The sequence below is a fragment of the Roseivivax sp. CAU 1761 genome (assembly GCF_054482755.1).
Genome location: NZ_JBTLRM010000002.1, coordinates 94,356 through 105,530, shown reverse-complemented (window position 1 = coordinate 105,530; position 11,175 = coordinate 94,356). Strand labels below are relative to the sequence as shown.

Annotated in this window: 12 protein-coding genes and 2 pseudogenes; 6 read left to right on the top strand and 8 right to left on the bottom strand. The window is 68.9% G+C overall.

What is annotated here, in order from left to right; genetic code table 11:
- The first annotated feature begins 66 nt into the window (after positions 1-66).
- The gene (locus tag ACXYMW_RS02245; protein WP_459033659.1) at positions 67-306 is read left to right on the top strand and encodes a hypothetical protein; all 240 of its coding nucleotides are present in this window, start codon (positions 67-69) and stop codon (positions 304-306) included.
- 115 nt (positions 307-421) lie between these two features.
- A complete protein-coding gene (locus ACXYMW_RS02240) occupies positions 422-1,702 on the top strand; it encodes a Rieske 2Fe-2S domain-containing protein (protein ID WP_459033658.1) in 1,281 nt (426 codons plus the stop codon).
- Between the two features lie 419 nt (positions 1,703-2,121).
- Here ACXYMW_RS02240 and ACXYMW_RS02235 read toward each other — a convergent pair whose 3' ends face one another.
- The gene (locus ACXYMW_RS02235) at positions 2,122-3,087 is read right to left on the bottom strand and encodes a sodium-dependent bicarbonate transport family permease (RefSeq protein WP_459033657.1); all 966 of its coding nucleotides are present in this window, start codon (positions 3,085-3,087) and stop codon (positions 2,122-2,124) included.
- A gap of 97 nt (positions 3,088-3,184) precedes the next feature.
- Here ACXYMW_RS02235 and ACXYMW_RS02230 point away from each other — a divergent pair, with 97 nt between their 5' ends.
- Positions 3,185-4,096 carry a LysR family transcriptional regulator gene (locus tag ACXYMW_RS02230; protein ID WP_459033656.1) on the top strand — a complete coding sequence of 304 codons (912 nt, stop codon included), beginning with the start codon at positions 3,185-3,187 and terminating at the stop codon, positions 4,094-4,096.
- Between the two features lie 159 nt (positions 4,097-4,255).
- On the opposite strand, the gene ACXYMW_RS02225 is transcribed toward ACXYMW_RS02230, so the two are convergent.
- Entirely contained in the window at positions 4,256-4,483 is a 228-nt protein-coding gene (locus tag ACXYMW_RS02225) for an antitoxin Xre/MbcA/ParS toxin-binding domain-containing protein (protein ID WP_459033655.1), read from the bottom strand.
- A gap of 1,441 nt (positions 4,484-5,924) precedes the next feature.
- Between ACXYMW_RS02225 and ACXYMW_RS02220 the strand changes: the two genes are divergently transcribed.
- Both ACXYMW_RS02220 and ACXYMW_RS02215 read left to right on the top strand, forming a co-directional pair.
- Complete coding sequence (locus tag ACXYMW_RS02220) at positions 5,925-6,392, top strand: cupredoxin domain-containing protein (RefSeq protein ID WP_459033654.1); 468 nt, start codon at positions 5,925-5,927, stop codon at positions 6,390-6,392.
- A gap of 51 nt (positions 6,393-6,443) precedes the next feature.
- Complete coding sequence (locus ACXYMW_RS02215) at positions 6,444-6,893, top strand: DUF411 domain-containing protein (protein WP_459033801.1); 450 nt, start codon at positions 6,444-6,446, stop codon at positions 6,891-6,893.
- A 66-nt stretch (positions 6,894-6,959) separates the two neighbouring features.
- On the opposite strand, the gene ACXYMW_RS02210 is transcribed toward ACXYMW_RS02215, so the two are convergent.
- Both ACXYMW_RS02210 and ACXYMW_RS02205 read right to left on the bottom strand, forming a co-directional pair.
- Positions 6,960-7,853, bottom strand: a complete 894-nt coding sequence (locus ACXYMW_RS02210; RefSeq protein ID WP_459033653.1) for a DUF305 domain-containing protein — start codon at positions 7,851-7,853, stop codon at positions 6,960-6,962.
- 81 nt (positions 7,854-7,934) lie between these two features.
- Positions 7,935-8,186: pseudogene (locus ACXYMW_RS02205) on the bottom strand (haloacid dehalogenase); the annotation flags it as partial.
- On the opposite strand from ACXYMW_RS02205, the pseudogene ACXYMW_RS02200 reads away from it, so the two are divergent.
- A pseudogene (locus ACXYMW_RS02200) lies at positions 8,125-8,271 on the top strand (metal-sensing transcriptional repressor); the annotation flags it as partial. The pseudogenes ACXYMW_RS02205 and ACXYMW_RS02200 sit on opposite strands and share 62 nt — an antisense overlap.
- Before the next feature lie 130 nt (positions 8,272-8,401).
- Here ACXYMW_RS02200 and ACXYMW_RS02195 read toward each other — a convergent pair.
- From ACXYMW_RS02195 to ACXYMW_RS02180, 4 genes are all read right to left on the bottom strand, one after another.
- Positions 8,402-8,824 carry a c-type cytochrome gene (locus tag ACXYMW_RS02195; protein ID WP_459033652.1) on the bottom strand — a complete coding sequence of 141 codons (423 nt, stop codon included), beginning with the start codon at positions 8,822-8,824 and terminating at the stop codon, positions 8,402-8,404.
- Between the two features lie 127 nt (positions 8,825-8,951).
- Positions 8,952-9,227: a copper-binding protein gene (locus ACXYMW_RS02190; RefSeq protein ID WP_459033651.1), complete on the bottom strand. Its 276-nt coding sequence runs from the start codon at positions 9,225-9,227 to the stop codon at positions 8,952-8,954.
- A gap of 32 nt (positions 9,228-9,259) precedes the next feature.
- Positions 9,260-9,754 carry a cupredoxin domain-containing protein gene (locus tag ACXYMW_RS02185; RefSeq protein ID WP_459033650.1) on the bottom strand — a complete coding sequence of 165 codons (495 nt, stop codon included), beginning with the start codon at positions 9,752-9,754 and terminating at the stop codon, positions 9,260-9,262.
- 28 nt (positions 9,755-9,782) lie between these two features.
- Complete coding sequence (locus tag ACXYMW_RS02180) at positions 9,783-11,168, bottom strand: multicopper oxidase family protein (RefSeq protein ID WP_459033649.1); 1,386 nt, start codon at positions 11,166-11,168, stop codon at positions 9,783-9,785.
- Positions 11,169-11,175: the final 7 nt, after the last annotated feature.

Genomic DNA, 11,175 nt, shown 5'->3' with positions numbered 1-11,175 from the left:
GGCCGCTGCGGGGCCCGGCGCCAGGCGCGCACGGGCCCCGACGGGCAGAGGACGAGAGGACCATCTGTGACGCAACCGACCTCCCCCCGCCGGGCCGGCCCGCCGGCCTTCTGGAAACGCTGGGCGCTCGCGATGCTGGCGGTCTATCCGCCGCTGGTGGCGCTGGTCTACGCCTCGCGCGCGCTGCTGAAGGGCGTGCCGACCCCGGCCTCGCTGTTCCTGATCGCGCTCTGTCTCACCGGGCTCTCGACCGGGCTGATCCTGCCCTTCCTGCAGCGCCGGTTGTCGGGCTGGCTGCACCGCTGAGCCCGCCGCCAAGGGGGGCGGACGCGCCCACAACCCAGACTTGACCCGATAAACTTAGATTGCTAAGAATATACCCAAGATACTGCCGAGACGGCCGGGTTCGTAGGAGAGAGACATGCTGACACACGAGGAAAACGAACTCCTGACGCGGGTCACCGGGGATGCGCCCATGGCCCGTTTGATGCGCCAGCACTGGACGCCCGTCTGCCTGATGGAGGAGGTGGCCGAGCCCGACGGCAAGCCGCTCCGCGTGGAGGTTCTGGGCGAAAGCTACGTCGCCTTCCGCGACACCAAGGGCCGGCTCGGGATGCTCGACGAGCTCTGCCCGCACCGCAAGGCCTCGCTGGTCTATGGTCGCAACGAGGATTGCGGCCTGCGCTGCCTCTATCACGGCTGGAAGATGGACGTGGACGGCAATGTCGTCGCCATGTCGTCTGAGCCAGAGGGCAGCCCGCTCAAGGACAAGGTCAAGGCGCGGTCCTACCCGGTGCGCGAATGGGGCGGCTTCGTCTGGGCCTGGCTCGGCGACCGTGACGAGATGCCGGACTTCCAGCCGCCGGCCTTCGCGCCCGAGGAGGACACGCCGGTCTCGATCCTGAAGATCCGCGTGCCGGCCAACTGGGCGCAGATCCACGAGGGCCAGATCGACAGCGCACACAGCTCGTCGCTGCATTCCTCGACGATGAAGCCGGCCCGGGTCGAGGGCGCCGCGTCGGACGACAAGTCGTGGTACCGGCCCTCGACCGACAAGTCGCCGCGGATGCAGACTGAGACCACCAGCTACGGCTTCCACTACGCCGCCATCCGCAAGCCGATCAAGAACGCCCGGACCCACAATTACCTGCGGATCACGGAATTCATCGCGCCGTATTATTCGCTGATCCCGCCGAACAACAACTACAAGGTGGCCAGCGTCATCGTGCCCATCAACGACGATGAATCCGCCTTCCACTTCATCGCCTGGGGCGGGCCGAACGTGCCCTCGACCGAAGAATGGCGCCGCTTCAACCACGCCGTCCCGGGCGAGGATGTCGACCACAAATGGCGCAGCAAGCGCACGCTCGAGAACGACTTCCTGCAGGACCGCGAGGCGATGAAGGAGGGCCATTTCACCGGCGTGCCCGGGATCCCCAACGAGGACATCATCATGTGGGTGTCGATGGGCAGCCGGGTGGCGCGCCACACCGACACGCTGGGCGCCTCCGACCTCGCCATCGTGGAATTCCGCCGGTTGATGGTCGATGCCGCCGCCAAGGTCGCCGAGGGCGGCCGCGCCATCGGCACCGAGGCCGACGTGCCGCAGGCCCGGATCGCCTCGCACGAGGGCGTCTATCCCAAGGAGGTGGATTGGCGCACCCTGGTCGATCCCAGCGCGGAAAGCCACGCCGCGGAATAGCACGGCCTCCCGCGCGACGATCCTTGAGGGGTCGTCGGGCGTGTTACGATCCGCGCCCGGCCTGGCGCGCTGTGCAGACGCAATCCGGGGGTGGCATAGCGAGACGCCCGCACGCCGCGTCTCGTTGGCCGCGGCGCTTCGCACTCCGCGCTGTGGGTCCGGGCTCTGGGCGACCGCGGGTCACGCCCTCGACCGCGAGGCCGAACCGGGGAGCCGCGGCCGCACCTCGCTCTTCTCAAGATCGCCGGTTGCGACGGGACCGGAACGCGCATCATGTCGGAGCGCGAGTCCATCGCGCGCCACCGGGTTTAGAGCCGAGCTCGCCGCGTCGAGCGGCAGGTCGACCTCGTCGATGTTGAGGGAGCGGCGGTTGCCGTCGGCCGTGGCAGGAGGGGCGGCCCGCCCCTCCGCACCCGCGATCAGGACAGCCCGGCCAGCCACAGGTAGAACGGCAGCCCGAGCGTGACGTTAAACGGGAAGGTCACCCCGAGCGACAGCGTCAGGTAGATGCCGGCCTCGGCTTGCGGCAGGGCGATCTTCATCGCCGCCGGCACCGCGATGTAGGAGGCCGAGGCGGCCAGTACCATCAGCAGGAACAGGCTCCCGGTCTGCAGTCCGATCGCCGTGCCGATGCCCCAGGCCAGGACCGCGCCGATCACCGGCATCAGCACGCCGAAGACGAACAGCCCGGCGCTCAGCAGGTGCCGGTTGCGCAGCAGGCTGCGGCCGGCGGACAGGCCCATGTCGAGCAGGAACAGGCAGAGCACGCCGGTGAACGGCGTCACCACGAAGGGGGCGATCATCTCCATGCCCTTGTCCCGGGTCAGCGCCCCGATCACGAAGGCCCCGGTCAGCAGCACAATGGACCCGTTGGCGAACAGCTCGCGGATGGGCAGGCTGCCGCGGCCTTCGGGATTGCCGTAGCGGTGCGCGATCCACAGCGCCGAAAGGATCGCCGGCACCTCCATGGTCGCCGCCACGGCCACCATGTAGCCGTCCGACGCGGTGCCCGTCAGCTCGAGCAGGCTGGCCGCGGCCACGAAGGTAACGATCGAGATCGACCCGTAATGCCCCGCCACCGCGGCGGCATTCAGCGGGTTCAGCCGGGTGATGCCGCGCAACAGCGCATAGGCGAGGAACGGGATCAGGAAGGACAGGGCAAGCCCGGCTCCCAGCGCCAGGAAGAGGTCGGCGCTCATGCCGTGATCGGCGAAGCTGTGCCCGCCTTTGAAGCCGATGGCCAGGAGCAGGTAGAGCGACATGAACTTCGCCGCGCCCTCGGGGATCGACAGGTCGCTACGCACCACCGCGGCCACCAGGCCGAGAACGAAGAAGAGGATCGTCGGCACCATCAGGTTGCCGACCAGGCTGTCGAGAACGGGCATCGTGGGGAAACTCCGGATCGGGGATGCGCGCCTGTTGCCCGGTTTCCGGGAATAGCTTAAATATAAAGAGGCACGACCGAGAATAGCCGGAAGCTATATGCGACCGACCCTGAGGCAGATGGAATACGTCGTTGCAGTCCACCAGCTGGGCAGTTTCGGGCTGGCGGCGGAGCTGTTGCATGTCAGCCAGCCCAGCCTCTCGACGCAGGTCGCGGCGGTGGAGGCGGAACTCGGTGTGCGGCTCTTCGACCGCGGCCGCGGAGGCGTGCGCGCCACCTCCAAGGGGCTCGATTTCGTCACCCGGGCGCGCCGCATCCTGTCGGAAGTCGAGGGCCTGCGCGGGGCGATGCAGTCGGAGGCGCCGTTCGGCGGGCGGCTGCGGCTGGGCGTGCTGCCCTCGATCGGGCCGTACCTTCTGCCGCAGGCGATGCATGCGCTGCACCGCGACCATCCCGACCTCCGCGTCGTGGTGCGCGAGGAGAACACGCTCAGCCTTGACGAGGGCATCCGCAACGGCCGCTTCGATGCCATCATCTCCACCCCGGAGGATCACCCGAACACCGAGCAGCAGCGGCTGTTCGTGGAGCCGCTCTGGGTCGCCGTGGCCCGCGATCACCCGCTGGCCGGCGCGGCCCAAGCCGGCGCGGCCGATCTGGCCGGGCAGCGGCTGCTGACGCTGGATACCGGGCACCGCCTGGCCCGTATCGTGTACGCCATCGCCGGCGCCAGCGGCGCCATCGTCTCGGACGATTACGAGGGCACGAGCCTGGATTCCATCGTGCTGATGGCGGCAACCGGAGCCGGGATCGGCATCCTTCCCGACCTCTTCGCGCGCCGCCAGGGCATCCACCGCAGTGAGGTCTGCGTGCTGCCGCTCGCGATGTCCGACGCGGACCGCGTGATCAGCCTGCTGCTGCCCGCCGACCGTCCCGGCGGCATGGCGCAGCCGCTGGCGCGCATCCTGCGCCATGCGGCCGAGGAACTGGACCTGCAGGTGATCGCCGGGTGAGCAGGGCGCGGAGGGCGGACCGCATGGCGGCCGCTGGCGTGGCCGCGACCCGGGGCATGGCCGAGCCGCGCGCAGAGGGTATGGGCGGCAGCTGCGCTGCCGCTCACCAGCTTGCCCTTGAGGAGGGGAGATTCGACGGCCGGGGCCGCGTGGGCGGAGTCAGGCGGCCTTCCTGTTGCCCGATGCCAGCCCGCCGAGCTGCGAGATCACGGCGCTCAGCTGCATGACCTCGAAATGATCGCGCCGGCTCAGCACTTCGAGGGGGCTCATCCCGCCCAGCAGGGAGTTCGGGGTGGTCATGAACATGCGCTCCGCCTCGGGCTTCTGAAGCTTGGCGCGAACGAAGTTACGCAGGGATACCAGGGTCTCATCATTCACGGGAATCATCAGGTACCTCCAAATCGCATGCGGCTAAATCCTGCCGCGAGCAGGCAACATATGTGTGACGTGGCGGAATGTCACGCCGCGGCGCCGCATCGCATTCGCAGAAACGCATGCATTCGCACGAAGAACCGGCGTGACACCGCCGCTGCGGCCATTTTTCGGGCGCATCGAGCAGGTCCGCAGACAAGAACAGCAGGTTCCCGCGCCGAGGCTGTTGCGCGGAAACTTGAGGGCAACCGTCACTGACCCTGGCCCTCGGAGGATGCCGCGCTGCCCGGACCGAGCGAGGTCTCCGGCTGGTCTGTTGGGCGCGGCAGCGCGCAGGGGGCGAAAGCAAGTAAGGTATTGGAATGACGTGCGAGTTTATCGTCTCTCCGCCATCGTTTGCCGTCCGGAAAGGGGTCTAGCTTCGACTAGGACGCGCGACGCAGGACCGCTCGTTCTTCGAGACACGAAAGCGCCGGGGCCTGCCCGGAGGGTGCCTCGGATCCACTCCTCAAGGACCCGCCCCGCTCCTTCGCGGAGAAGCATCGCATTTGGTGAAAAGCGTCAGGAAAATGTTGACGGAAACTCCAGATGGCCAAGACGTTTTGCCCGCCGTTGGCAAGCTCAAAGCCGGTTTCCGAGAACTTGCGTGGGGTGCCGCAGACCCGGCGGCGCGTGGACGAAACGCCCCGCGGAACCGGCAAGGACCTCTCGCCGTCACCTCTCCCGATAGGCCGTTGCTACCAGCACTTTGCCAGGAATGGGTGCAGCTGAGCCAAAGTGGCTTCCCGGAAGATCATGTAAGGTTTTAGGCGGCAGAAAGCACTGCATACAATAAATCGCGGTAGGGCCGGCTGCCTCGCGCGTTGTATCCTTGGTGCTTTGCGTCTCTGACGCGCTTGGGCGGGACTTCGCCGATCCTGAAAAAATCGACCCTCGGCGCGCGCTGCCAACTGGAACGTGATGCTGCAGGCGGCGGCGTCGGGCTTGCCTCGCCGCAGTTCGGCAGCATAGCGTGCCCGGCAATGCGCCCGACAATCGTCCTGCTGCTCCGCGCCCTTTGCATCGCACTGCTCCTGCCGTTCGCGGGGGTGGCCGGGGCGTCGTGGGACGATGCGGCGTCCGCTTCCCCCTGCGCGACGCACGACAACTGTGCCGGCCCTGAGGGCCTCGTGGCCGACCATCCGTCCGACCCCTGCTGCGTCCACGGGCACCCGGCCGAACAGGGCGCCCTGCATTGCGCGGCGCATGGCTGTGCCGCGTTCCTCGGGGCCGCGGCGCCAGCGCAGGATCCGGGGCCGGCCCGGACGGCCGAGTTCGCCCGGGCGGGACCGGGACTGACGCCGCGCCGCCTCCCCGGCGCTCCGCAGCGGCCGCCGGCCGGCTGACCCCTCGCATCCTGACGACCTTGAACCTGCGCCGGCGGGCTGCCGGCACGTTGCGTCCCATTGGAGGATTCATGAAACATCTTGCCCTTTCCGCCGTCCTGGTCGCCGCCGCCGGCAGCGCCTTTGCCGCCGGAGCCGGCGACCACAGCCATGCCGACATGCCTGCGGGCCAGCCTGGCGACCGGTCCGAGATCGACCGCGTGATCGAGATCCGCATGGTCGAGACCGAGGGCGGCATGGGCTACGAGCCCGCCGCGTTCGAGGCCGAGGCCGGCGAGACGATCCGCCTGGCGGTCACCAATGCCGGCGTCCTGCCGCACGAGATCGTGCTCGGCACCAAAGCGAGCAACCGCGCGCATCAAGAGGAGATGGCCGGGATGGCGGACATGGCGCACGACGATCCGAACGCGCTCCAGCTCGCCCCCGGCGAGAGCGGCGAGATCGTCTGGACCTTCACCGACGAAGGCACCTTCCAGTTCGCCTGCCTGATCCCCGGCCACATGGAGGCCGGCATGCACGGCCCCATCACCGTCAACTGAACGAAGCCCGGAGACAGACCCATGACCGACATCACCCTGACCCGCCGCGCGATGCTTGCGGGCGTCGCCGCCACCGGCTTCGCCGCGCTCCTGCCCACATGGGGCCGGGCCGCCGCGCCGCAGATGCATGTCCTGAAGGACCCCAATTGCGGCTGCTGTTCGGCCTGGATCGAGATCCTCGAGGCCGAGGGCTTCGAGGTCACCACCGAGGCTTCGGCCGGCACCGCGCTTGCCCGTTACAAGAGCGACAACGGCATCCCGATGGAGCTGGTCTCCTGCCACACCGGGAGGATCGACGGCTACATGATCGAGGGCCATGTGCCGGTGGCCGACATCCGCCGGCTGCTGGATGAGCGCCCCGACGCGGTCGGCCTCGCGGTGCCCGGCATGCCCTATGGCTCGCCCGGCATGGGCCCCGAAGACCAGCGCGAGGCCTACGACGTGATCCTGATCGGCATTGACGGCGCGACCGAGGTCTTCACCTCCTACGCGGAAGGCTGAGCGCTCGACGGAACCGCGCATGCCGGCCTTGGATGCCGGCGTGCGCTGCAGTCCGGTCGGCGCCGATCAGGCGGCGCAGTCGAGGAAGCCGCGATAGCCCACGGTCAGGCCGCGCTCGAGATGGAAGCGTATCTCGGCCTCGGCGCGGCGCAGCCCGCCCTCGTCCTGCCAGTCGGCCTCCGGGTCCGGCATGACCGACACCTCGGTCCCCTCGGCCGTCAGGCGCAGCCCGTCATCGAGGGTCGCCGGGCCGACCGCGCTGTCGGCGGCGAGCGCGACCAGCGTGCCCGACAGCTTGATCACCCCCTCCGAACCGGCCATCGCCAGCACAGCTTCCCCCTCATTGGTCCGCCGGAAGCTGCAAACTGCTGCCTGTCCGAGACCGGTCTCGACGTCTTCGGGGCTGAGGCCGGCCGGATCCACGCCCGCCAGTTCGACCGACGCCAGGGCCTCGTCCACGCTGCCTTCCTCGGCCGGCGCGTCCGGGTCGCCGAGCTCGGCCTCGGCCGCGACGCCGTTCGCCTCGATATCGGCGATCAGGTTGCGCATCTCGCCGATCTCCTTGCGCTGCGCGGCGATGATCTCGTCGGCCAGCTTGCGCACCCGCGGGTCGTCGATATTGGCCCGCTCCGAGGTCATGATGGCGATCGAATGGTGCGGGATCATCGCCCGCATGTAGCTGACATCGCCCACCGTGGTCTGGCTGCGCACCAGCCAGAGCATCAGCGCGAACACGGCCACCGACCCGGCATAGATGGCGAGGTTGAGCGTCTTGCTGGAATACATCGACAGCATGAAGCTCAGCATGATCACCGCCATCGTGGCGCCCATCAAGAGCGCCATGTAGGTCCGGGTCTCGCTGAAGAAGACATGCTCGAAGGCGTAGGTGTTGAGATACATCAGCCCGAACATGACCAGGGTCGAGGTCGCGATCATTGCGGCAAAGCGCCAGTAGGACATGCGCGTCTCCTTGCGTTTCTGTCGGTCGGTCAATGGAAAAAGGGACGCCGCGGGACCGGGGTTCCCGCGGCGTCGAAGCGGTCAGGCCTCGAACCCGACCCGGGCGGCGCGCAGGCGCAGCGCGTTGGCGATGACCGAGACCGAGGACAGGCTCCTCGCCGCGACGGCGATGATCGGCGACAGCAGGAGCCCGGTGAACGGGTAGAGAAGCCCCGCCGCCACCGGCACGCCCAGCCCGTTGCAGAGGACGGCGAAGGCGAGGGTCTGCTTGATGGTGCGCAGCGTCGCGCGGCTGAAGCGCCGCGCCGTGACCAGCGCGGTCAGGTCGCCGCGGGGGATCGCCCGGATGGTCGAGGAGGATCGCCACTGCGTCGCTGTCCCGGTGCAGACGGCGGCGGTGCGGTCGGCGCTGCGCGGGGTGGAGCGTCTGATGATCGAGGATCACGCCAACCATTGCATGGAGGCGGCGATCCTCTCGGGCGATCCGGACGAGCAGCGCACCAGGTTCCGCGAGAGGGTGGCGCTGCTCGAGACGTCGCGGGGCCAGGTCAGCGCGCTTCGTCGGCCTCGGTCACGCGGGCCTGGTGCGCGCGCGCACGCTCCGGCCACTCGGATTTCAGGTAGTCGAGGATGGCATCGACCTCGGCGGTGCTCAGCCTGCCGTCGAAGCCCGGCATGTCGCTCTCGTAACCGCCGCCCACCACCGCGGCGGTGCCCCGCAGGATGATGTCGCGCAGGACCCGGTCGGGGTGATGCCAGGTGTGGCCGGTCGCGTCGTGCGGCGGCGCCGGCAGTCGCCCGGAGGGCAGCGGCTGCCGCCAGTCCGGCTGGCCCTCGAGCTCCGCGCCGTGGCAGGACGCGCAATGTTCGAGATAGAGGGCGCGGCCGTCCGCTGAGGAGGGGCCGCCGGCCGAGATGAGCATCGCCGCGAGGGCCACGAGCGCGGCCAGCGTGCCGATGCCAAGGATCATGCGGCGCGGGGTTCGGCGGGGGGCGGGCGAGGTCATGGGCGGGCTCCCGGGGGCGTTTGGTCTCTCATGGACCGCGCGGCGCCGACAGGCGACGCCACGCGGCAGGGTCAGGACGGGCTCGGGGCCGTCACTTCAGCTCGGTCACGGTCAGCTTGCCCGACACCCGGTCGGCGAGGAACTCGATCTGCTGGCCTTCCGAGAGCCGGGCGAGGAGGTCGGGATCGGCGACCTCGAACACCATGGTCATCGCGGGCATGTCGAGGTCGACGAGCTCCTCGTGGATGATCGTGACCTTGGAGCGGTCGGTGTCGAGCTTCTTCACCGTGCCCTTGGTGAAGGTTTCGGCGAAGGCCGGCGCTGCGGCGAGGGACAGGGCAAGGGCGAGCGTTGCGATACGGGTCATGGTCTGGGTCTCCTCTGGAAGGGTGGGTCGGGTCAGTTGACGGTGATCGGGCCGCGCATGCCGGCCTCGGCATGGCCGGGGATCAGGCAGGCGAACTCGAAGGTGCCGGCGGTCTCGAAGGTCCAGATCAGTTCGCCCTCGGCGCCGGGTTCGAGCTTCAGAGCGTGCGGGTCGTCGTGCTCCATCTCCGGGAATTTCGCCATCAGAGCGCCGTGCTCGGCGTTGTTCTCGGGCGTGTCGAGCACGATCTCGTGCGGCAGCACGCCGGCATTGCGCACCTTGAGGCGCAGCGTCTCGCCCTGCGCGACCGCGAGCGCGCCGGGCGCGAAGGCCATGCCGCCATCGGTCTCCAGCATGGTGATCTCGATCGCGCGGTCGACCTCGGCGGCGGTGCCGGCCTGGCCCATGGCGTGGCCCTCGTGGGCATGCCCGGCGCCGTCTCCGGCATGGCTGTGATCGCTGGCACCCGCGGCGAAGGGCGGGGCCGCGAGCGTGGCGACGGCCAGGGCTGCAAGAAGCTGTTTCATCGGGTGGTTCCTCTCTCGTTGATGCTGCTCAATGCCCGCCGTGACCGCCGTGTCCGGAAGGACCGGAGGAGGCAGCGGCGGGAGCGGGGGTGACGGTGGTGGCGGGCGAGTCCTGACGGGAGACGTCCGGCAGCTCGCCGGTCCATTCCCAGGCCTCGGTGCCCGGCGGGTTCTCGTACCAGCCGGGGTCGGCGTAATCGTCGGCGGCGAGGCCGGGGCGGACCTTCACCACCGAGAACATGCCGCCCATCTCGATCGGTCCGTGCGGGCCCCAGCCGGTCATCATCGGCACGGTGTTCTCGGGCAGCTCCATGGACATCTCGCCCATATCGGCCATGCCGGCGCTGCCCATCGGCATGTATTCCGGCTGGTGGCGGCGGATGATCTCGGTCACCCGGCGCTTGTCGGCGCCGATGAAGGTCGGCACGTCGTGGCCCATGGCGTTCATCGTGTGGTGCGACTTGTGGCAGTGGATCGCCCAGTCGCCGGGATGCACGGCGTCGAACTCGTAGGCCCGCATGGCGCCGACGGGGATGTCGATGGAGACCTCGGGCCAGCGCGCGCTCTTGGGCACCCAGCCGCCATCGGTGCAGGTCACCTCGAAATCGTAGCCGTGCATGTGGATCGGGTGGTTGGTCATCGTCAGGTTGCCGACCCTGACCCGCACCCGGTCGCCCTGGTTGACCACCAGCGGGTCGAGATCGGGGAACATCCGGCTGTTCCAGCACCAGAGATTGAAGTCCGTCATCGTCATCACTCGCGGCATGAAGGTGCCGGGCACGATGTCGAAGGAATTCAGCAGGAAGGCGAAGTCGCGGTCGACCGGCATGAAGGACGGGTCCTTCGGGTGCACGATGAAGAGCCCCATCATGCCCATCGCCATCTGCACCATCTCGTCGGCATGCGGGTGGTACATGAAGGTGCCGGACTTCGTCAGGTCGAACTCGTAGACATAGGTCTTGCCCGGCGGGATCGCCTTGTGGCTGAGCCCGCCGACCCCGTCCATGCCCGAGGGCAGGATCAGCCCGTGCCAATGCACCGAGGTGTGCTCGGGCAGCCGGTTGGTGACGAAGATGCGCACCCGGTCGCCCTCCACCGCCTCGATCGTGGGGCCGGTGGACTGGCCGTTATAGCCCCAGAGCCGGGCGATCATGCCGTCGGCGATCTCGCGCTCCACCGGCTCGGCGACGAGGTGGAACTCCTTGACGTTGCCGTTCATCCGGAAGGGCAGCGACCAGCCGTTGAGGGTGACCACGGGATTGTAGTCGCGCCCCGTGGCGGGCCGCGGCGGCACCTGCGTGCTGGCGTCCGCGGCGAAGGCCGCCTCGGGCAGGCCGGTGGTGGAGGTCCGGGCCAGCGCGCTGCTCGCGACGAGGGTCGCGCCGGCGGTCAGGAGGTGTCGTCTGTTGATCATGTCGGTG